A 19,766-nucleotide genomic window follows, 5' to 3' on the forward strand; every position below is an offset into this window, starting at 1 on the left:
CGATGACCACCCTCGCCAGGGCCACCGACACCCTCACCCGCGACGCGCTCACCGTCCTCCAGCCCGGCTTCGCCGGCACCACCGCCCCCGACTGGCTGCTGCGCCGGCTCGGCGAAGGGCTCGCCTCCGTCGCCCTGTTCGGGCGCAACGTCACCTCGCCCGAGCAGGTGGCGGCGCTGACCGCGCAGTTGCGCGCCGAGCGCGAGGACGTGCTGGTCGCCATCGACGAGGAAGGCGGTGACGTCACCCGCCTCGAGGTGCGCACCGGCTCCTCCTTCCCCGGCAACCACGCCCTCGGCGCCGTGGACGACGTCGGGCTCACCCGCGCGGTGGCCGCGGAACTGGGCCGCCGGCTCGCCGCCGCGGGCGTCGACTTCAACTGGGCGCCGTCCGCCGACGTGAACTCCAACCCGGACAACCCAGTCATCGGCGTGCGGTCCTTCGGCGCCGACACCGACCTGGTCGCCCGGCACACCGCGGCCTACGTCACCGGCATGCAGTCCGCGGGCGTGGCCACCTGCACCAAGCACTTCCCGGGCCACGGCGACACGGGCGTCGACTCCCACCACGCCGTGCCGCACATCGACGTGGACGCCGACGTGCTGGCCGAGCGGGACCTCGTCCCGTTCCGCGCCGCCATCGCGGCCGGCACCCGCGCGGTGATGAGCGCCCACATCCTGGTCCCGGCCCTCGACCCGGACCGCCCGGCAACGTTGTCCCGCCGCATCCTGACCGACCTGCTCCGGGGCGAACTGGGCTACGACGGGCTCATCGTCACCGACGGCATCGAGATGCAGGCCATCGCCGGCACCTACGGCATCGAACGCGGCACCGTCCTGGCCGTCGCGGCCGGTGCCGACGCCATCTGCGTGGGCGGCGGCCTGCACGACGAGGGCACCGTACGGCGGCTGAGCGACGCGCTCGTCGAGGCCGTCCGCGCGGGTGAACTGCCCGAGGAGCGCCTGGCCGACGCGGCGGAGCGGGTCAGGGCCCTGGCCCGCTGGACCGCGGCGAACCGCCCCGCCGACGGGGCCCCGGACACCGCGGACGGCGACGTGGGCCTGCGTGCGGCCCGCCGCGCCCTGCGCGTCACCGCCGCCGAGGACGTCGCCCCGCTCACCGAGCCGCCCTACGTCGCCGCGCTCACCCCCGTGGCGAACATCGCCGTGGGCAACGAGACGCCCTGGGGCGTGGCCGCCGAACTCGGCCGCCTGCTCCCGGGCACCGAGACCGGCAGCTTCCACGGCGCCGACGCCGGAAGCGAGGCGCTGGCCGCGGCGGGCTCCCGCCGCATCGTCGCCGTCGTCCGCGACGAGCACCGCCACCCGTGGATGGCGGCGGCCCTGGACGTCCTGCTGGCGGCCCGGCCCGACACGATCGTCGTCGAGATGGGCGTCCCGCGCGCCCGGCCCCGCGGCGGTCTCCACGTGGCCACCCACGGCGCCGCCCGCGTCTGCGGCCGAGCCGCCGCGGAGGCCATCGCCGGCGTCTGACGAACACCGTCGCCGTACCGAGGGCGCCGGTCCCGTGCACGGACCGGCGCCCTCGGCGTGCGCGCCCACCCGCGCGGGCCGCGGCGAGGCCGCCCCGTGCCGTGGGCGGGGCTGCGGGTGCGGGGCGCGGGTACGGCAGAGGCGCCGGGCCCGTGACGGGTCCGGCGCCTCGCGCGCGTGGGTGTCCGGTCCGGCCCGTGGGGCCGCACCGGGGCGGGTCAGATGCCCTGCCAGTCCGGCTTGTGGGCGTAGGTGTGCCGGAAGTAGTCGGCGAGCTTCAGCTTGGACGCCGCGGCCTCGTCGACGACGACCGTGGCGTGCGGGTGCAACTGCAGCGCGGAGGCCGGGCACACCGCCGCGACCGGACCCTCGACGCTGGCGGCGACCGCGTCGGCCTTGCCCTCACCGGTGGCGAGCAGCACCACGTGCCGCGCCTCCAGGATGGTGCCGATGCCCTGGGTGATCACGTGGTGCGGCACCTGCTCGATGTCGCCGTCGAAGAAGCGGGCGTTGTCGACGCGGGTCTGCTCGGTCAGCGTCTTGATCCGCGTGCGCGAGGCCAGCGAGGAGCACGGCTCGTTGAAGCCGATGTGTCCGTCGGTGCCGATGCCCAGCAGCTGGAGGTCGACCCCGCCGGCGCCGCTCAGCGCCCGGTCGTAGGCCTCGCACGCGCCCTGCACGTCCGTGGCCGTCCCGTCGGGGCCCATGAACGCGTCCATGCCGATGCCCAGCGGTTCGAGCACCTCGCGCCGCAGCACCGAGCGGTAGGACTCCGGGTGGTCCGCGGGCAGCCCCACGTACTCGTCGAGCTGGGCGATCCTTGCCCGCGCGGTCTCCACGGCACCCGAGCGCACCTTGGCCGCCAGCGCCTCGTACACGGGCAGCGGCGTCGACCCGGTGGCCACCCCGAGCAGGGCGTCGGGCTTGCGCCGGAGGAGCTTCGCCATGGCCTCGGCTATGAGAGCGCCGCCCGCCTTGGCATCGGGAACGATGACAACTTCCACGCTGGCCTGCCGTTTCGAAGAGAGGACTCACCCGGGGTCCGGGACTGGCTATGTGGTTTAGACCAATCTAACAGAGCGGGGCCCCGCGGTCGCGCCCAAACGGTCGGCCGGGTGACGGGGGCGCGGGCGGCGGGCGCGCGGAAAATGAACCCCTCGGACCGGCCCCGCGTGTGAGCCAACAGGGTTAGGCTTCTGACGGCTGCCGACGCGCCCGTGCGGCCGACGGAACCACCGACAACAAACGACGCCCACCACATGGACACGGTAAGTGGTCTAGTCCAGAATGGACGCGGGGACACCGACCGTGTCCCGCGCACCAGGTGATCGTCAGGCTTCCGTCCTCCCCGCACAGGAGGACGGACCGAGGAACCGGAGCTCTCTGCCCTGACTGCCCCGGCTCCTCATCCTTCGGCCGACCGGGACCGCACACCCCACGGCCGATGTTGCTCCGGGCTGCGGTGCCGGGAGGGTTGAGGGTCCCTCCCAGGCGCCGCGGCCCGCGGGTGTCTCCCGGGGGCGTCCGGCCGCGCCGCGGTCCCCTCGGGGCCGGGGGAGCAGTGGACAGTGGCTGGTTTCGATCGCTGTCCGTACCGCCAGGTACGCTCAGCCCCGTGCCCTCCATGAACGAACTCGTACGCCAGCACACCGCGCTCGACGACTCCGACCTCGAGTGGCTCCACCTGCTGGTCTCGGAGTGGCAGCTCCTGTCCGACCTCTCCTTCGCCGACCTGGTCCTGTGGGTGCCCACGCGCGACGGCACGCGCTACGTCTCCGTCGCCCAGATGCGCCCCAACACCGGCCCCACCTCGTACCAGGACGACATGGTCGGCCACCTGGTCCCGCGCGGCCGGCGCCCCATGCTGGACGCCGCCCTGGACGAGGGCCGCATCGTGCGCGAGGGCGACCCCGAGTGGCGCGAGGAGGTCCCGGTCCGCGTCGAGTCCATCCCCGTACGCCGCCAGGGACGCGTCCTGGGGGTCATCGCCCGCAACACCAACCTGCTCACCGTGCGTACCCCGAGCCGGCTGGAGCTGACGTACCTGCAGAGCGCCTCCGACCTCGCCCAGATGATCGCGGCCGGCGCCTTCCCGTTCGAGAACCAGCAGGTCGACATGGACGCCTCGCCCCGCGTCGGCGACGGCCTGATCCGGGTCGACGGCGACGGCATCGTCCAGTACGCCTCCCCGAACGCGCTGTCGGCCTATCACCGCATGGGGCTGGCCGCCGACCTGGTCGGCCACCACCTGGGGCAGACCACCGCCGAACTCGCCCCGTCCCGCGGCCCGGTGGACGAGGCGCTCGCCAAGGTGGCCAGCGGCTGGGCGCCGCGCGAGTTCGAGATCGAGGCGCACGACGGCGTGATCCAGTTCCGCGCCATCCCGCTCAAACCCAAGGGCACCCGCATCGGTTCGCTGGTCCTCCTGCGCGACGTGACGGAACTGCGCCGTCGCGAGCGCGAGTTGATCACCAAGGACGCCACCATCCGGGAGATCCACCACCGGGTGAAGAACAACCTCCAGACGGTGGCGGCCCTGCTGCGCCTGCAGGCCCGGCGCATCGAGTCCGACCGGGGCCGCGAGGCGCTGGAGGAGGCCGTGCGCCGGGTGGGCTCCATCGCGATCGTGCACGAGACGCTCTCGCAGAACCTGGACGAGCGCGTGGAGTTCGACGAGATCGCCGACCGCGTGCTGGCGATGGTGGCCGAGATCTCCCCGGGCAGGGTCACCGGCCGGCGCACCGGCCGCTTCGGCATCCTCGACGCCGAGGTCGCCACCCCGCTGTCCATGGTGCTCACCGAGGTGCTGCAGAACGCCCTGGAGCACGGCTTCCGGGACAGCGACACCGGCACGGTCGAGGTCTCGGCGGTCCGCGGCGGCACCACCAAGGAGGCCCGGCTCCTGGTCACCGTCCAGGACGACGGCGTCGGCCTGCCCGGGGACTTCGACCCGCACCGCTCCGGCAACCTCGGGCTGCAGATCGTGCGCACCCTGGTCGAGGGCGAGCTGAGCGGCACCTTCGACATGGTCCCGGCCTCCGGGCGCGGCACCCGGGTGATCCTCGACATCCCGGTGCCCGCCGAGAAGTAGTCGAGGGGTCGAGGAGTCGAGGAGCGGCCCGGTCGGCGGGCCGACGGACGGGGCCGGAGCCGAGGACCGCGGTTCCCGGCACAGCAAAAAGCCCCGGACCTGTGAAGGTCCGAGGCCTGTGCTCGTGCGCTACATCGTCCGATGCGCATCGGGGGTACTGCGCGCTGCGGCTCGGGAGCGGGGGATGCGTACTCGCTGTACGCGCCGCCAAGCTGAGGCTGTCAGTAGGGGTGGGTTGTCAGGCGGAGGCCTGACGGGCCCGGTTGCGGGCGGCACGGCGCTTCATTGCGCGACGCTCGTCCTCGCTGAGACCACCCCAGACGCCGGAGTCCTGGCCGGACTCGAGCGCCCACTGCAGGCACTGCTCCATGACGGGGCAGCGACGGCAGACGGCCTTGGCTTCCTCGATCTGCAGCAGCGCGGGACCGGTGTTGCCGATGGGGAAGAAGAGCTCGGGGTCTTCCTCGCGGCAAACGGCGCGGTGACGCCAGTCCATGGCTGCTACCTCTCCTTGGTATTACATGCTCGGATGCTTGTGAATGTGAACGCTTTCACGAATCCCTCAACAAGGGAAGGGCCTACCGCCAGGTTCCCTGGCGTGGTCCTGTGGTTTGAAGAGGGGTTCCGGTGATCTGTGGATGCCGGTCTTGCGGGCTGTCCCGATCGCCAAGAAGAGACTCGCAAACCTCGGCGGCGGATACAACCCCTTCCGGAAAGTTTTTTTTGATTCTTCGGTGTCGACTAGGTCACAGCCGTACTTCCATGGGGTGGACCCTGGTCTAAACGTTCGAGTGAAAGGACTTTCGCCCCTTCTGCTCACACAATCACACGCAGTGCACGGCGTACGCCTGTGAACGTCACGCTGGTCCGCAGGCCCAGGTGGTCACCGTCCATCTGAAGGGGCAGAGGCACCTTCGAATGCAAGGTGAAGTCGGTCAGATCGTGCAGGGAGACCGCGTGCCGGCCTCGCGGCCCGCGCTCGGGGGACGAAGTGAGCAACTGGGTGCCATACCGGGCAACCGCGGCCGTCGACAGCCGGCTGAGGCCGAAGACGTCGAGCGCGGTGTCGAACGACGCCTCGGGGGAGGCGTAGATCGGGCGGTTGCCGAGGAACGTCCAGGGGCAGGTGTTCGAGACTATGGACAGCACCAGGTCGGTGACCGGGTCCTCGCCCTCCCGCTCCAGCGTGATCGTGCCGCTGCGGCGGTGCGGCTCGCCGATGAGCTGGCGCACCACCTGACGGACGTAGAGCGCGTGCGTCGACTTCCTGCCGCGCTCGCGGTGCTGCTCGACGCGGCCGACCACACCGGCGTCGAAGCCCAGGCCGGCGTTGAAGGTGAACCAGCGGGCCGGGACGGCCTCGTCCTCGGTGCCCGGCGTACCCGACGCCAGACCGAGACCGACGGTGCGTTCGCTGCCCTCGCGCAGGGCGTCCAGCAGGGCCCCGGTCGCCTCCACCGCGTGGTTGGGCAGGCCGAGGGCGCGGGCGAAGACGTTGGTGGAACCGCCGGGGACGACCGCGAGACCGGGCAGGTGCTCCGGGTCGGGGCCCGCGTGCAGGAGGCCGTTGACGACCTCGTTCACCGTGCCGTCGCCGCCGAGGGCCACCACCAGGTCGATGTCGTCGCTCCGGGCCGCCTGGCGCCCGAGGTCGCGGGCGTGGCCGCGGTACTCGGTGGTGACCGCCTCCAGCTTCATCTCGCTCGCCAGCGCGTGGATCAGCACGTCGCGCGTACGCGCACTCGTGGTGGTTGCCGCCGGGTTGACCACGAGAAGTGCACGCATGGTGTGCAGGGTACCTACTGGGTGGTACTCGGCCCAGACCGGAGTGAAGATCGCCACCCGGGCCCACCGGCGCGTGAGGGGCCCGACACCCGGGCGGGCGCGGGCGGGGCCGCGCCGACGGCTACCCTGCAGGGGTGAGCAGTGAGCAGACCCCCGACCCCGCCTCCGCAGCCTCCGAGGAGGCAGAGCCCCGCCCCGCCCGGGTGACCGCCGCGGCGGCGATCGCCGCGCTGGAGGGCCTGGCCCTCGTCGTCGGCGGCGCCTGGATGCTCGTGGGAGGCCTCACCGGACACCCCGACGACCGGACCTCCGCCGTCACCGGCGGCATCACGCTGATCGTCCTCGCCCTGCTGCCGCTGCTCGCCGCCCGCGGACTGCTCCGCCTGAAGGGGTGGAGCCGGGGGCCCGCCGTGATCACGCAGATCCTGGCGCTGCCCGTCGCCTACAACATGGCGGGGGCCGACAGCCTCGCCGTCCCCGCGGGCGCCGTGCTCGGTGTCCTGGCGCTCGCCGCGCTGTACATGCTCATCAATCCCGAGACCACCCTGGCCCTCGGCATCCGGGGACCGGGCAACGCCCGGAAGTAACCGGAAGCCCTCGCCCGCGCCGGGCGGCCGGCCGCGGCTACTCCTCGACCAGCAGCTTCTCCCGCAACTGCGCGAGCGTGCGGGCCAGCAGCCGCGACACGTGCATCTGCGAGATCCCGACCTCCTGCGCGATCTGCGACTGGGTCATGTTGCCGAAGAAGCGCAGCAGCAGGATGCGTTTCTCCCGCGGCGGCAGGTCCTCGAGCAGCGGCTTGAGCGACTCCCGGTACTCGACCCCCTCCAGTGCCTCGTCCTCGGCACCGAGGGTGTCGGCGACCGCCGGGGACTCGTCGTCGGTGTCCGGGACGTCCAGCGACAGCGTGGAGTAGGCGTTGGCCGACTCCAGGCCCTCCAGGACCTCCTCCTCCGAGATGGACAGCTTCTCTGCCAGCTCGTGCACCGTGGGGGAGCGGCCGTGCAGCTGGGAGAGTTCCGCCGTGGCCGTCGTCAGGGCCAGCCGCAGCTCCTGGAGCCGGCGCGGGACGCGCACCGCCCAGCCCTTGTCCCGGAAGTGCCGCTTGATCTCGCCGACGACCGTGGGGGTCGCGTACGTGGAGAACTCCACCCCGCGGTCCGGGTCGAAGCGGTCCACCGACTTGATCAGTCCGATGGTGGCGACCTGGGTGAGGTCGTCCAGCGGCTCGCCGCGGTTGCGGAAGCGGCGCGCGAGGTGCTCGACGAGCGGCAGGTGCATGCGGACCAGCCGGTTGCGCAGCTCCGCGTACTCCGGGCTGTCCTTCGCCAGCGTGCGCAGCTCGGCGAACAGGAGGCGCGCGCCGCTGCGGTCCTGCGGGTCGTGCCGTGTGCCCTGCGTGCCCCGTGCGCCCGGCGCGTGGCCGTCGGCGTGTCGCTCGTGCTCGCTCATCGTCCCGCCCGTCGCCCTTTCCCGAGCCCGTGCCTCCGCTCGGGCGGGCCGGACGGGGGTCCCCCCGGTCCGCTGCCCGCCGCCCGGAACGACGGCCTCGGGCGAGGTCTCGTCCTCCGGATGCGGCCGGGCCTGCTCGGGGATGCCGTCGATGCCGTCCGCCGTGCGCCGCACCTCGTTCGGAGAACGTGTGCCCTCGGCCGGCAGCTCCCGTGTACCGCGCTCTTCGTCCCGCACCGGCCCGTCCCCGTCCCCGTCCCTCACGTCGGCCCGGGTCCCGCGCCGCGCTGTTTGTAGAGGCTGATCGAAACGGTTTTGTCCTCGTCCACGGCGGAGGAGACCTTGCCCGCGAGGGCGGAGAGGACCGTCCACGCGAAGGTGTCCCGCGAAGGGGCGTGGCCGTCCGTGGTCGGCGCCGAGACGGTGACCTCGAGCGAGTCGTCGACGAGACGGAAGACGCAACTGAGCACCGAGCCGGGCACGGCCTGCTGCAGCAGGATCGCGCAGGCCTCGTCGACTGCGATGCGCAGGTCCTCGATCTCGTCGAGGGTGAAGTCCAAACGGGCTGCGAGGCCGGCCGTCGCCGTACGCAGCACCGACAGGTAGGCACCCGCGGCCGGCAGCCGGACTTCCACGAAGTCCTGGGTCGCGGGCTCGCCTGCGATCTGGGACACCCTCACCTCCAAGGTGGTACAAGCGTTACAGGGCCGAGGGACGCCCCTCGGAGCAACGCGATACGTGGTTCAGCGGTGACGTTATCGCGCCCCGAAGTTTCCTGTCCCCGAGACCCCAACCCCGTGCTGTCACTCATAGTAAACACATGAACACGCACAGTGGCTAGGGGGTCGGCGGGCCCAAATCGGAAGAGCGCGCGCCGGGTTGACGTACCCAGACGTCAGACGGTCGAACCGTCGCGGGCCGGGGTCACACGAGTACATGATCGACGAAGCACCAGCGCCAGCTCTCCCCGGGCTCGAAGGACCGCATCACCGGATGACCGGTCTCCTTGTGATGCGCCGTCGCGTGCTGCCGCGGCGAGGAGTCGCAGCAGCCGACATGACCGCAGCTCAGGCACAGCCTCAACTGCACCGGGTCCGTGCCCTCGGCCAGACACTCCGGGCAGGTCTCGCCGCACGGCTCGGGTTCCGGGTGCGGCAGCGCGTCGGCGTGCGTGCACTGTTTCATGATTGCCAGGTTACGACGGGTGTGCGGATGACCGCGCGGAAACCGAGGGCGGGCGAGGACGATGGACGTGATGCCGCTGCTGTTGCTGGTGGCGGGCAGCGCCGCGGTCGCGGCGGCGGGCCGGCGCGTGCCGGTACCGGTGCCGCTGCTGCTGGTCGCGGCGGGCCTGGCGGTGAGCTACGTGCCCGGCGTGCCCGACTACACCCTCGACCCGCACGTCGTCCTGCCCCTGCTGCTGCCCCCGCTGCTCTACACGGCGGCCACCGACAGCTCCTACCTGGACCTGCGGGCGCAGGCGAGGCCCGTGGCGCTGCTGTCCGTGGGCTACGTCCTGTTCGCCACCTTCGTCGTCGGATGCGCGGCCTACCTCATCGTGCCCGGCCTGCCGCTGACCGCCGCCCTGGTGCTCGGCGCGGTCGTGGCGCCGCCGGACGCCGTCGCGGCCACGGCGGTCGCCCGCCGCGTGGGGCTGCCCTCCCGGATCACCACGATCCTCCAGGGCGAGTCCCTGGTGAACGACGCCACCGCGATCACCGCCTTCAAGGTGGCGCTCGCGGCGGCCGTCGGGGAGGGCACGACGTGGGCGGGCGGCATCGGGGAGTTCCTGATCGCGGCGGTGGGCGGCGTCGGTGTCGGACTGGTCCTGATGGTGCCGCTGCACTGGCTGCGCACCCACCTCACGGAGGCGCTGCTGCAGAACACGCTCTCCCTGCTGATCCCGTTCGTCGCCTACGCGGTCGCCGAGCAGGTGCACGCCTCGGGTGTGCTCGCGGTGGTCGTCGTCGCCCTCTACCTCGGGCACCGCGCGTGGGAGGTCGATTTCGCGACCCGGCTCCAGGAGGAGGCGGTGTGGAAGATGGTCGCGTTCGTACTGGAGTCGGCCGTGTTCGCCCTCATCGGACTCCAGTTGCCCGTCGTCCTCAGGGGCCTGGGCGAGATCGAGGGCCTCGACGCCGCCTGGTACGCCCTCGCCGTCTTCCTGGTGGTCGCGGTGGCGAGGTTCGTGTGGGTGTACCCGGCGACCTTCCTGCCCCGGCTGTCGGCCCGCGTACGCGCGCGTGAGGGAGCCCTCTCCTGGAAGGCGCCGTTCGTGATCGGCTGGGCCGGGATGCGGGGCGTGGTCTCCCTGGCGATCGCCTTCTCCATTCCGCTCACCGTGCACGGCGGCGCGCCCTTCCCCGAGCGCAACCTCGTCCTGTTCCTCACCTTCACGACCGTCATCGGCACCCTGGTCGTCCAGGGCGTCAGCCTGCCGCCGCTGATCCGCCTGCTGAAGTTCCCGGCGCACGACGTGCAGGCCGAGACACTGGCGGAGGCCAACGCCCAGGCGCAGGCCTCACGGGTCGCGGAGGAGCGCCTGGACGCCCTGCTCGCCGACGAGCGCAACACGCTGCCGGCCCCCCTCGCCGACCGTCTGCGCACGGTCCTGGAGCGCCGCCGCAACGCCGTCTGGGAACGGCTCGGTCAGGTCAATCCCGTCACCGGTGAGACGGTCGACGACACCTACCGGCGGCTCTCCCGGGAGATGATCAGCGCCGAGCGCGAGGTCTTCGTCCGGCTGAGGGACGGCCGCTACATCGACGACGAGATGCTCCGGACACTGCTGCGCCGGCTCGACCTGGAGGAGGCTGCGGCCTACCGCGAGACCACCTGAACCGGTGTGCCGACGCGGTGGTGGGCCGCTCAGGGGAAGGGCCGGCCGGTGACGACCGCCGCCAGGGCCGTCCCGCGCGGGAAGGCGCCCTCCTCGGTGAGTGCCAGGAGGGCGAACAGCAGTTTGGCGACGTAGACGCGTTCCACGGGCAGCCCGTGGCGGTGCTCGAAGTCCTCGGCGAAGGCGTCGAGCGCGGGCGTCGTGCGGGCATAACCGCCGTGGTGGAAACGGTCCTCCAGGCTCCAGTTGCCGCACGGCCCGCCGAACGCGCCCTCCTGGAGCCGCCGTATGTCGCCCTCCAGGAAGCCGCCCTTGAGCACCGGTATGCCGAGGGCCCGCCGACCCGGAGGGAGCCCGGCGGCCAGCCCGGCCAGCGTGCCGCCGGTGCCGCAGGCGACGGCGGCCACGTCGGCGTGTTCGCCCAGTTCCTCGCCCAGGGCGCGGCAGCCGCGGACGGCCCGGGCGTTGCTGCCGCCTTCGGGGACGACGAGGGCGTCCTCGGCCTCCACCGCGCGCAGCAGGGCGGCCAGCGTCTCCGGCTCCGTCTTGCGGCGGTACGTCGCGCGGTCGACGAAGTGCAGCCGCATGCCGTCGGCGGCGCACCGGGCCAGCGAGGGGTTCAGCGGCCGGCCCGCCAGTTCCTGACCGCGCACGACGCCCACCGTGGGCAGGCCGAGCAGGCGGCCGGCGGCGGCCGTGGCCCTCAGGTGGTTGGAGTAGGCGCCGCCGAAGGTCACGACCGCGCGGCCGGCCGCCGGGGCGAGATTCGGCGCCAGCTTGCGCCATTTGTTGCCGATCAGCTCGGGGTGGATCAGATCGTCCCGCTTGAGCAGCAGCCGGACGCCGCGCCGCTCGAAGCGCCCGTCGGCCACCTCCTGCACGGGAGAGGGCAGACGGGGCCGCAGGGCGTCGAGGCCGTCGGTATCGGTGCCGGTCACCCCGCCATTGTCACGCCGCCGCGCGGAGCGGACACCTCGCGTTCGCCGCTGCCGGATCACCTCGGCCGGTGATCCACCCCGGCCGGGCCCGGTTCACTTCAGCCGGTCACGGATCCGCTCCCGCATCGAGGCCATCGTGAACCCGCGCGGGTCCACCTTCCCCGGCTGCCACTCCAGGTGGCCGATGACGGACCGCTCGTTCCAGCCGTGGTGGCGGCACACGGCCGCGGCGGCCCGCTCGATGGCCTCCAACTGGGCCTCCGGCCAGGGATCGGCGCCGTCGCCGAGGTTCTCGCACTCGAAGCCGTAGAAGTGGCGGTTGCCGTCGGTGCCGGCCTCGTTGTCCCGGGGCAGCGCCTTCTCCGCGATGACGGCGCGCAGCACGTCGTCGTCGCCGAGACCGGCGTGGTTGGCGCGGCCGTAGCCGACCAGGTGCACCGTGCCGTCCTTGGTGACGACCCCGTGGCACAGCGGGCCCGGCAGGTCCTCGTGGCCCTTGCGGCAGATGTCCACCGTCCGCTCGCTGCCCTCGGTGACCGTGTGGTGGATCATCACTCCGTGCACGGGGCCCCAGGGGCCCTTGTGGTTGCGGTTGTGATCCCGCCAGTCGCCCACCTCGACGACGGTGAGGCCCTCCGCCTTCAGTGCCTTGAGGAAGCTGCTCGCGGACATGGGTGAGGCCATGGCCGACTCCTTCGCGCTGCGCGACGACCGCCCGGCGCGACCGTCTCGTACGGAGCTTGTACCGAAACGGAGCGTCGTCTATTGCTTGTTCGGCCCGTGTGCGAGCCGTTTCGGACAACCCCGTCCGGGCCAGGGGCGGCGGGGGGACGGGACGGGGCAGGCCCCGACGGAGCCGGACATGTCAGGGAGACACCGAACAAGCCCCCATATCTGCCCCGGCCGGACGTGATCCATTCCCGCTCTTTCGTGTAATAGCACCGGCACGCTCCGTGAGGAAGGGTGGTCCACGCACATCGATGCCGGGCGCAGTCGTCCGGCATGACCGGGAGGGCAATTCCTTATGTCGGTAGGCGAAGAGGTCCGCACCGAGCAGACCAGGCCGCAGCAGAGCCTGGGCACGGCGGCCGCGCGGAACCTGGCCACCACCACCAAGTCCGTTCCTCAGATGCAGGAGATCAGCTCGCGCTGGCTGCTGCGCACGCTCCCCTGGGTCGACATTCAGGGCGGCACGTACCGGGTGAACCGGCGCCTGACCTTCGCCGTGGGCGACGGCCGCGTGACGTTCGTGAAGACCGGAGACCGCGTCGAGGTCATCCCCGCCGAGCTGGGCGAGCTGCCGGCCCTGCGTTCGTACGAGGACGACGAGGTCCTGTCGGAGCTGGCGCAGCGCTGTGAGCAGCGGGAGTTCGGCCCCGGTGAGGTCATCGCCTCGTTCGGGGGCCGGGCCGACGAGGTCTACCTGCTGGCGCACGGCAAGATCGAGAAGATCGGCACCGGACCCTACGGCGACGACGCGGTGCTCGGCGTCCTCGCCGACGGCGCCTACTTCGGCGACCAGGCGCTCCTGGACGGGGACGCCATCTGGGAGTACACCGCCCGCACGGTCACCGCCTGCACCGTCCTGGCACTGCCCCGCCAGCAGGTGGAGCAGGTGGCGGAGCGGGCCGAGTCCCTGCGCGCGCACCTGGAACAGGCGCGCGCGATCCCGGAGCAGCGCACCAACAAGCACGGTGAGAAGGAGATCGACCTCTCCGCCGGCCACAGCGGCGAGCCGGACATCCCGCACACCTTCGTCGACTACGAGGCCCGCCCCCGCGAGTACGAACTGAGCGTCGCCCAGACCGTGCTGCGCATCCACTCGCGCGTGGCCGACCTGTACAACCAGCCGATGAACCAGACCGAGCAGCAGATCCGGCTGACGGTCGAGGCGTTGAAGGAGCGCCAGGAGCACGAGCTCATCAACAACCGCGAGTTCGGCCTCCTGCACAACTGCGAGTACGACCAGCGCATCCAGCCGCACGACGGTGTGCCCGGCCCGGACGACCTCGACGAGCTGCTGAGCCGCCGGCGCGGCACCAAGCTGCTCCTCGCCCACCCGCGCGCCATCGCCGCCATCGGGCGCGAGCTGAACAAGCGCGGGCTCGTCCCCGAGACGATCGACGTCGGCGGGAACCGCATCCCGACCTGGCGCGGTGTGCCGATCTACCCGTGCAACAAGATCCCGGTCACCGAGGCCCGTACGTCCTCGATCATCGCGATGCGTACCGGCGAGCAGGACCAGGGCGTCATCGGTCTGCGGGCCACCGGCATCCCGGACGAGATCGAGCCGAGTCTGTCGGTGCGCTTCATGGGCATCAACGAGCAGGCCATCATCAAGTACCTGGTCACGGCCTACTACTCGGCCGCGGTCCTCGTGCCCGACGCGCTCGGCGTCCTGGAGAACGTCGAGATCGGCCGCTGGCGGTGACGCCACAGTCCCCGACGCCGTGTTCCCGCCCTCACGGGCGGGTACACCCCAGGGGTACGGACGGGCCCAGGGGGAAGGTGAGTCCATGACGGAGAGCCGGCGCGGCGCCACGGCGACGCCCCTTTCCACCGGAGCGCCCGAAGGACACGGTCTCATCGGCGCACAGCGGGACAAGGAGCCGGGGGAACCGCCCGGGGGGCAGGGGCCGGTGGGGGCCGAAGGGCACGAAGCGGCGGTGCTCCTGCGGGAGTCACGGGCGTCGGTGGACCCCGAACTGCGCTCCGCCATCGCGTCGTTGCCCGATGCGATGCGCCGGATCGCGCTCTACCACTTCGGCTGGCAGCACGCGGACGGCACCCCCGCGGCGGGCAACGCGGGCAAGGCGATCCGCCCCGCACTCGTCCTCACCGCGGCGACCGCGCTCGGCGGGCCGGCGGCCCGTGCGGCGGCCGGCCGGGCCGCGGCGGCGGTGGAGCTGGTCCACAACTTCACGCTGCTGCACGACGACGTGATGGACCGGGACGCCACCCGGCGCCACCGGCCCACCGCGTGGACCGTGTTCGGCGACGCCGACGCGATCCTCGCCGGAGACGCCCTCCAGGCGCTCGCCCTGCGGCTGCTCGCCGCGGACCCCCACCCGGCGTCCGCGGCGGCCGCCGCCCGGCTCGCCGACTGCGTCATGGAGCTGTGCGAGGGTCAGCACGCGGACACGGCCATGGAAGGGCGCCCACCGCAGGGGGTCACCCTCGACGAGACGCTCACCATGGCGGAGGCCAAGACGGGGGCCCTGCTGGGCTGCGCCTGTGCCCTCGGCGCGCTGTACGCGGGAGCCCCCGCGGAGGACGTCGAGGCCCTGGACGCCTTCGGCCGGGAGGCGGGGCTGGCCTTCCAGCTCATCGACGACGTCATCGGCATATGGGGCGACCCGCGCCACACCGGCAAGCCGGCCGGTGCGGACCTGGCCGCCCGCAAGAAGTCGCTGCCGGTGGTCGCCGCCCTCACCTCCGGCACTCCGGCCGCCGCCGAACTGGCCGAGTTGTACGCGGTGCCGTACGACCAGGACAGGGAGGACCTGGAGCGCACCGCCCTGGTGGTGGAGCGGGCCGGCGGACGGGACTGGGCGCAGGCCCAGGCGGCCGACCGGATGGCGCGGGCCATGCAGGAGCTGGCCCGGGCCGTGCCCGACCCGGAGGCGGCGGGCGGCCTGCTCGCGCTGGCCGAGTTCGTCACCCGGCGCAGCACCTGACGGCCGCGCCGGCCGTGCAAGACCCCGGAGCCCGTGCAGGGCCGTACGGCACCTGACCGACGTACGGCCGCACCGCCGACGGCTCCGGTCGGGCGGGTCCCGCACTTCCCCACGGTGTGCGGGGCCCGCCTCCCTGTCTTCCCGTCGGGCAGGGCCTGGGCCCTGCCGCCGTACAGGCGAGCGAGGTTGACCCGAAGAGGCGGGTCAGGGTGTGGTGATCCGGACGGCAGGGCGAGGGGCTGGAGGGCGCGCTGATCGCGCGCTGATCGGCGGCGTACTCGACCGCCGCGACCGGGAGGGAGCGCCCGCCTGTCTGGAGGCGAGCAGCGCACGGGTCAGGGTGCCGTACGAACGCCTCGGCCTCGCGTGCACCGGCCGGGCCCTGAACCTGCCGGACGACCCCCGCAGGTGGCCGATGCGGCGTGAGCCGCGGGCCCGGTAGAAGGCACTTCCCCAGACAACTACACATGGAGTACTGTGAGCGTAGTGGTCAAACGGAGGGGAGACCGGTTTGCGCAAGCTCACGTACTTCATCGCCTGCTCGATCGACGGCTTCATCGGCGGGCCGGACGGCGACGCGTCGTTCATGGTCTCGTTCGTCGACGAGGAGTTCATGGAGTTCCTGAAGGCGGAGTATCCCGAGACGCTGCCGACGCACGGCCGTCGGCCGCTCGGCATCGACGACCTGCCGAACAAGCGCTTCGACACGATCATCCAGGGCCGGGCCAGCTACGACCTGGCCCTCAAGGAGGGCATCACCAGCCCCTACGCACACCTGCGCGAGTACGTCGCCTCGCGCACGCTCACGGAGTCGCCCGACCCGAATGTCGAGATCATCTCGACGGACCTGGTCGGCAGGGTCAGGGAGTTGAAGGCGGAGGACAGTGCCTTCGGCATCTACCTGTGCGGTGGGGCGGCCGTCGCCGGCGAACTGGTCGACGAGGTCGACGAACTGGTCATCAAGACCTACCCGGTGATCATCGGTACCGGCATGCCGATGTTCGCCTCCGGGTTCCAGGTCTCCGAGTTCGTGCCGGAGTCGGTGCGGACCTTCGGCAACGGCGTCGTGGTGCGGACGTACCGCCGCAAGCACTGAGCCGCCCTCCGACTCCGGTCCGGGGCGGCAACGCGGAAGGGGCCCGGCCGGGTGGCGGCCGGGCCCCTTCGGGCTCCCTTGCGGCCTGCGATGGTGCACCGATCGCCGGCCCCGGGTACGGACCTTCGTCAGGCCTTCTTGGTCTCCCAGAAGATCTTGTCGATCTGGGCGATGTAGTCCAGGGCCTTCTGGCCGGTGGCCGGGTCCTTGGAGCCCTTGGCGGCCGACAGGGCCTTCAGGGTGTCGTTGACGAGCTGGTGCAGCTCCGGGTACTTCTCGAAGTGCGGCGGCTTGAAGTAGTCGCTCCACAGCACGGAGACGTGGTGCTTCGCGAGCTCGGCGCGCTGCTCCTTGATGACCGTGGCGCGCGTCTGGAAGTGCGGGTCGTCGTTGCCGGCCATCTTCTCCTGGACGGCCTTCACCGACTCCGCCTCGATGCGGGCCTGGGCCGGGTCGTACACGCCGCAGGGCAGGTCGCAGTGGGCGCTGACCGTGACCTTGGGGGCAAACAGGCGGGAAAGCATGAAGCGTTCCTTCCTCGTGATCGTCTTCTCAGGGGGGACATTACTCCCTGGGAGGACCGATTTCGCGGGTGCCCCCGTGGGCTTAGGACAAAAGTCCGGGGTGAGACTGAGACTGGTGGAGGAAAGACCGGGGAGGTGCCGGGTGATGCCGGAGCAAGTGTCGCAGGAGACCGAGCGCCCGAGAGGGGCGTTGCCCTTCGGGCCGGCCGAGGTGACCGGGCCGTCGATGGTGCCCACGCTGCACCACGGTGACGTGCTGCTCGTGCACTGGGGGGCGCGGGTCCGTCCGGGTGACGTGGTGGTGCTGCGGCATCCCTTCCAGCAGGACCTGCTCGTGGTCAAGCGGGCGGCCGAACGGCGGGGGTCCGGCTGGTGGGTGCTCGGGGACAACGCGTTCGCGGGCGGGGACAGCACCGACTACGGCGTTGTCCCGCAGGACCTCGTCCTCGGCCGGGTCCGGTTCCGGTACCGGCCGAGGGCCGGTCAGCGGTCGCCGTTCGCCGTGGTCCGCTGGGCGCTGTCGGCGGTCAGGCCGGTGCCGGCCGACCGGTCCGCCTCCAGGCGCTTGCGGGCGCGGTAGGCCGCCACGTTGGCGCGGGTCGCGCAGCGGTCGGAGCAGTAGCGCCGGGAGCGGTTGGTCGAGGTGTCCAGGTAGGCGTTGCGGCAGGGGGTCGCCTCGCACAGGCCCAGCCGGTCGACGCCGTACTCGGTGAGGTGGAAGGCCAGGCCCATCGCCGCGATGGCGGCGAAGCCGGCGGTCGCGTTGGAGGGGTGGTCCGCCAGGTGCATGTGCCACAGCGGGCTGCCGTCCTCCGCGCGGTGGTCGTGGCCGGAGATCTGCGGGCTCACCGGGAATTCCAGGAGCAGGGAGTTCAGCAGGTCCACGGCGAGGGTCTCGTCGCCGCCGTCGGCCGCCTCGAAGACCGCGCGCAGCCGCCCCCGGACCGAGCGGAACCGCGTCACGTCGGCGTCGGAGGCGCGCCGGGCCGCCGACTGGTTGGCGCCGAAGAGTTCACGGACGGCCTCCACCGAGGTCAGGGAGTCCTGGCCCCGTGAGGGTTCCTCGGTGTTGACGAGACGTACGGCGTAATCCGAGTAATAGGCCAGTTCCACTTGTAGTCCTTACGAAGGGGCTCTAGGGTCGTGCCTGCGGTCAGGTAATGGCTGATCGTGCTTACAGGGTATTACGTGACGCAGGTACGGAGGGGCTCGATGACCGACGCGGACACCACGAACGCGGCCACCGGCACGACCACTGGCACGACTACCGGCACGACCGCCGGGACGCCCACGGCGGCCGGTGCCGACTGGCAGGCATGGCAGCGGAGCTGGGACCGGCAGCAGGAGTGGTACATGCCGGACCGCGAGGAACGGTTCCGGATCATGCTCGACATGGTCGAGGCACTCGTCGGCCCCGCGCCGCGCGTGCTCGACCTGGCCTGCGGCACCGGCACCATCACGGCCCGGCTGCTCGACCGGTTCCCGGAGGCCACCAGCACCGGCGTGGACCTCGACCCGGCGCTCCTCGCCATCGCCGAGGGCACCTTCGCGGGCGACGAGCGGGTCTCCTTCGTCGCCGCCGACCTCAAGGACCCCGACTGGCCGGCGACGCTGCCGTACGACGCGTACGACGCCGTGCTGACCGCCACGGCCCTGCACTGGTTCCACGCCGAACCCCTCGCGGATCTCTACGGTCGGGTCGCGGGGCTGGTCCGCGACGGTGGTGTCTTCATGAACGCGGACCACATGATCGACGACACGACGCCCCGGATCAACGCGGCCGAGCGCGCGCAGCGGCACGCGCGGATGGACGCCGCCAAGGAAGAGGGCGCCCTGGACTGGTCCGAGTGGTGGCAGCTCGCCGCCAAGGACCCGGTGCTCGCCGCTCCCACCGCCCGCCGCTTCGAGATCTACGGCGAACACGCCGACGGCGAGATGCCCTCGGCGGCGTGGCACGCGCGCGTCCTGCGGGAAAAGGGCTTCGGCGAGGCGCGCCCGGTGTGGTGCTCGCCCTCGGACACCCTGCTGCTGGCCGTGAAGTGAGCCGTTGACGGCGAGGACGGCAGCCGGAAGGGGCGGTACGGGAGTCCCGTACCGCCCCTGTGGTGGACGTGGTCTCAGAGGACCTTGGACAGGAACGCCTTCGTCCGGTCGTGCTGCGGGTCGGTCAGGACGTCGCGCGGGTTGCCGGACTCGACGACCACGCCGTCGTCCATGAAGACCAGGCTGTCGCCGACCTCGCGGGCGAAGCCCATCTCGTGGGTGACGACGACCATGGTCATGCCGGACTCGGCGAGGTCGCGCATGACGTCGAGGACGTCGCCGACCAGCTCGGGGTCGAGCGCCGAGGTCGGCTCGTCGAACAGCATCAGCTTCGGGTCCATCGCCAGGGCCCGCGCGATGGCGACGCGCTGCTGCTGGCCGCCGGAGAGCTGCGAGGGGTAGTTGCCGGCCTTGTCGCCAAGGCCCACCCGCTCCAGCAGGGCCCGCGCGCGGTCCCTGGCCTGGGCCTTGCCCACGCCCTTCACCTGCACCGGCGCCTCCATGACGTTCTCCAGGGCCGTCATGTGCGGGAAGAGGTTGAAGCGCTGGAAGACCATGCCGATGTCCCGGCGCTTGAGGGCGACCTCGCTGTCCTTCAGCTCGTAGAGCCTGTCACCCTTCTGGCGGTAGCCGACCAGCTCGCCGTCGACGTACAGCCGCCCGGCGTTGATCTTCTCCAGGTGGTTGATGCAGCGCAGGAACGTCGACTTGCCGGAGCCGGAGGGCCCGATGAGGCAGAACACCTCGCCCTGCTTCACCTCCAGGTCGATGCCCTTGAGGACCTCGACGGCGCCGAAGGACTTGTGGACGCCCTCCGCCTTGACCATG

At 72.0% G+C, this 19,766-nt stretch carries 20 protein-coding genes; 9 read left to right on the forward strand and 11 right to left on the reverse strand.

Translation table 11 applies throughout. The features are described from left to right. Positions 1-2: 2 nt before the first annotated feature. Complete coding sequence (locus Sdi02f_RS10710; RefSeq protein ID WP_030400645.1) at positions 3-1,493, forward strand: glycoside hydrolase family 3 protein; 1,491 nt, start codon at positions 3-5, stop codon at positions 1,491-1,493. A gap of 218 nt (positions 1,494-1,711) precedes the next feature. On the opposite strand, the gene nagB is transcribed toward Sdi02f_RS10710, so the two are convergent. After that, the gene (nagB, locus tag Sdi02f_RS10715; RefSeq protein ID WP_030400644.1) at positions 1,712-2,497 is read right to left on the reverse strand and encodes a glucosamine-6-phosphate deaminase; all 786 of its coding nucleotides are present in this window, start codon (positions 2,495-2,497) and stop codon (positions 1,712-1,714) included. 620 nt (positions 2,498-3,117) lie between these two features. On the opposite strand from nagB, the gene Sdi02f_RS10720 reads away from it, so the two are divergent. After that, entirely contained in the window at positions 3,118-4,584 is a 1,467-nt protein-coding gene (locus Sdi02f_RS10720; protein ID WP_218030775.1) for a PAS domain-containing sensor histidine kinase, read from the forward strand. A gap of 238 nt (positions 4,585-4,822) precedes the next feature. Here the strand turns inward: Sdi02f_RS10720 and Sdi02f_RS10725 are convergent, their stop codons facing one another. Further along, positions 4,823-5,080 (reverse strand): WhiB family transcriptional regulator, encoded by a 258-nt coding sequence (locus Sdi02f_RS10725; protein ID WP_003973730.1) that lies wholly within the window; start codon positions 5,078-5,080, stop codon positions 4,823-4,825. A gap of 320 nt (positions 5,081-5,400) precedes the next feature. Further along, the gene (locus tag Sdi02f_RS10730; protein WP_030400642.1) at positions 5,401-6,369 is read right to left on the reverse strand and encodes a diacylglycerol/lipid kinase family protein; all 969 of its coding nucleotides are present in this window, start codon (positions 6,367-6,369) and stop codon (positions 5,401-5,403) included. A gap of 134 nt (positions 6,370-6,503) precedes the next feature. Here Sdi02f_RS10730 and Sdi02f_RS10735 point away from each other — a divergent pair, with 134 nt between their 5' ends. After that, positions 6,504-6,956: a hypothetical protein gene (locus tag Sdi02f_RS10735; protein WP_030400641.1), complete on the forward strand. Its 453-nt coding sequence runs from the start codon at positions 6,504-6,506 to the stop codon at positions 6,954-6,956. Positions 6,957-6,993: 37 nt separating this feature from the next. Here Sdi02f_RS10735 and Sdi02f_RS10740 read toward each other — a convergent pair whose 3' ends face one another. The 3 genes from Sdi02f_RS10740 to Sdi02f_RS10750 form a co-directional block, all read right to left on the reverse strand. Further along, complete coding sequence (locus Sdi02f_RS10740) at positions 6,994-8,058, reverse strand: RNA polymerase sigma factor SigF (RefSeq protein WP_078936562.1); 1,065 nt, start codon at positions 8,056-8,058, stop codon at positions 6,994-6,996. A 23-nt stretch (positions 8,059-8,081) separates the two neighbouring features. Beyond that, on the reverse strand, positions 8,082-8,495 hold the full coding sequence (locus Sdi02f_RS10745; RefSeq protein WP_003973726.1) for an ATP-binding protein: 414 nt from the start codon (positions 8,493-8,495) through the stop codon (positions 8,082-8,084). Between the two features lie 250 nt (positions 8,496-8,745). Next, positions 8,746-9,006, reverse strand: coding sequence for a UBP-type zinc finger domain-containing protein (locus Sdi02f_RS10750; protein ID WP_030400639.1), 261 nt, complete (start codon positions 9,004-9,006; stop codon positions 8,746-8,748). 61 nt (positions 9,007-9,067) lie between these two features. On the opposite strand from Sdi02f_RS10750, the gene Sdi02f_RS10755 reads away from it, so the two are divergent. Next, positions 9,068-10,660, forward strand: coding sequence for a Na+/H+ antiporter (locus tag Sdi02f_RS10755; RefSeq protein WP_030400638.1), 1,593 nt, complete (start codon positions 9,068-9,070; stop codon positions 10,658-10,660). A 29-nt stretch (positions 10,661-10,689) separates the two neighbouring features. Here Sdi02f_RS10755 and Sdi02f_RS10760 read toward each other — a convergent pair whose 3' ends face one another. Then, positions 10,690-11,598 carry a 1-aminocyclopropane-1-carboxylate deaminase/D-cysteine desulfhydrase gene (locus Sdi02f_RS10760; protein WP_108933153.1) on the reverse strand — a complete coding sequence of 303 codons (909 nt, stop codon included), beginning with the start codon at positions 11,596-11,598 and terminating at the stop codon, positions 10,690-10,692. 93 nt (positions 11,599-11,691) lie between these two features. Next, a complete protein-coding gene (locus Sdi02f_RS10765; protein WP_030400636.1) occupies positions 11,692-12,282 on the reverse strand; it encodes an N-acetylmuramoyl-L-alanine amidase in 591 nt (196 codons plus the stop codon). A gap of 340 nt (positions 12,283-12,622) precedes the next feature. On the opposite strand from Sdi02f_RS10765, the gene Sdi02f_RS10770 reads away from it, so the two are divergent. From Sdi02f_RS10770 to Sdi02f_RS10785, 3 genes are all read left to right on the forward strand, one after another. Beyond that, entirely contained in the window at positions 12,623-14,029 is a 1,407-nt protein-coding gene (locus tag Sdi02f_RS10770; protein WP_030400635.1) for a family 2B encapsulin nanocompartment shell protein, read from the forward strand. An 85-nt stretch (positions 14,030-14,114) separates the two neighbouring features. Beyond that, a complete protein-coding gene (locus Sdi02f_RS10775) occupies positions 14,115-15,275 on the forward strand; it encodes a family 2 encapsulin nanocompartment cargo protein polyprenyl transferase (RefSeq protein ID WP_053637506.1) in 1,161 nt (386 codons plus the stop codon). A 511-nt stretch (positions 15,276-15,786) separates the two neighbouring features. Next, positions 15,787-16,371 carry a dihydrofolate reductase family protein gene (locus Sdi02f_RS10785; protein ID WP_108933154.1) on the forward strand — a complete coding sequence of 195 codons (585 nt, stop codon included), beginning with the start codon at positions 15,787-15,789 and terminating at the stop codon, positions 16,369-16,371. Between the two features lie 128 nt (positions 16,372-16,499). Here Sdi02f_RS10785 and sodN read toward each other — a convergent pair whose 3' ends face one another. Beyond that, complete coding sequence (sodN, locus tag Sdi02f_RS10790) at positions 16,500-16,895, reverse strand: superoxide dismutase, Ni (protein WP_003973716.1); 396 nt, start codon at positions 16,893-16,895, stop codon at positions 16,500-16,502. Between the two features lie 145 nt (positions 16,896-17,040). Between sodN and sodX the strand changes: the two genes are divergently transcribed. After that, on the forward strand, positions 17,041-17,475 hold the full coding sequence (sodX, locus tag Sdi02f_RS10795) for a nickel-type superoxide dismutase maturation protease (protein ID WP_037798582.1): 435 nt from the start codon (positions 17,041-17,043) through the stop codon (positions 17,473-17,475). Here sodX and Sdi02f_RS10800 read toward each other — a convergent pair. Beyond that, entirely contained in the window at positions 17,379-18,008 is a 630-nt protein-coding gene (locus Sdi02f_RS10800; protein ID WP_108933155.1) for a CGNR zinc finger domain-containing protein, read from the reverse strand. The two genes, sodX and Sdi02f_RS10800, sit on opposite strands and share 97 nt — an antisense overlap. A gap of 99 nt (positions 18,009-18,107) precedes the next feature. On the opposite strand from Sdi02f_RS10800, the gene Sdi02f_RS10805 reads away from it, so the two are divergent. After that, positions 18,108-18,938 (forward strand): class I SAM-dependent methyltransferase, encoded by an 831-nt coding sequence (locus Sdi02f_RS10805; protein ID WP_031082652.1) that lies wholly within the window; start codon positions 18,108-18,110, stop codon positions 18,936-18,938. A gap of 74 nt (positions 18,939-19,012) precedes the next feature. On the opposite strand, the gene Sdi02f_RS10810 is transcribed toward Sdi02f_RS10805, so the two are convergent. After that, positions 19,013-19,765 (reverse strand): amino acid ABC transporter ATP-binding protein, encoded by a 753-nt coding sequence (locus tag Sdi02f_RS10810; protein ID WP_053637570.1) that lies wholly within the window; start codon positions 19,763-19,765, stop codon positions 19,013-19,015. Position 19,766: the final 1 nt, after the last annotated feature.

This window comes from Streptomyces ardesiacus (assembly GCF_003112575.1).
GTDB lineage: Bacteria > Actinomycetota > Actinomycetes > Streptomycetales > Streptomycetaceae > Streptomyces > Streptomyces ardesiacus.

Coding starts and splice junctions, on each gene's coding strand:
- Sdi02f_RS10725 (WP_003973730.1), bottom strand. CDS start 5,080: ATGGACTGGCGTCACCGCGCCGTTTGCCGCGAGGAAGACCCCGAGCTC.
- Sdi02f_RS10755 (WP_030400638.1), top strand. CDS start 9,068: ATGGACGTGATGCCGCTGCTGTTGCTGGTGGCGGGCAGCGCCGCGGTC.
- sodN (WP_003973716.1), bottom strand. CDS start 16,895: ATGCTTTCCCGCCTGTTTGCCCCCAAGGTCACGGTCAGCGCCCACTGC.
- Sdi02f_RS10720 (WP_218030775.1), top strand. CDS start 3,118: ATGAACGAACTCGTACGCCAGCACACCGCGCTCGACGACTCCGACCTC.
- Sdi02f_RS10775 (WP_053637506.1), top strand. CDS start 14,115: ATGACGGAGAGCCGGCGCGGCGCCACGGCGACGCCCCTTTCCACCGGA.
- sodX (WP_037798582.1), top strand. CDS start 17,041: ATGCCGGAGCAAGTGTCGCAGGAGACCGAGCGCCCGAGAGGGGCGTTG.
- Sdi02f_RS10710 (WP_030400645.1), top strand. CDS start 3: ATGACCACCCTCGCCAGGGCCACCGACACCCTCACCCGCGACGCGCTC.
- Sdi02f_RS10805 (WP_031082652.1), top strand. CDS start 18,108: ATGACCGACGCGGACACCACGAACGCGGCCACCGGCACGACCACTGGC.
- Sdi02f_RS10770 (WP_030400635.1), top strand. CDS start 12,623: ATGTCGGTAGGCGAAGAGGTCCGCACCGAGCAGACCAGGCCGCAGCAG.
- Sdi02f_RS10765 (WP_030400636.1), bottom strand. CDS start 12,282: ATGGCCTCACCCATGTCCGCGAGCAGCTTCCTCAAGGCACTGAAGGCG.
- Sdi02f_RS10810 (WP_053637570.1), bottom strand. CDS start 19,765: ATGGTCAAGGCGGAGGGCGTCCACAAGTCCTTCGGCGCCGTCGAGGTC.
- Sdi02f_RS10750 (WP_030400639.1), bottom strand. CDS start 9,006: ATGAAACAGTGCACGCACGCCGACGCGCTGCCGCACCCGGAACCCGAG.
- Sdi02f_RS10730 (WP_030400642.1), bottom strand. CDS start 6,369: ATGCGTGCACTTCTCGTGGTCAACCCGGCGGCAACCACCACGAGTGCG.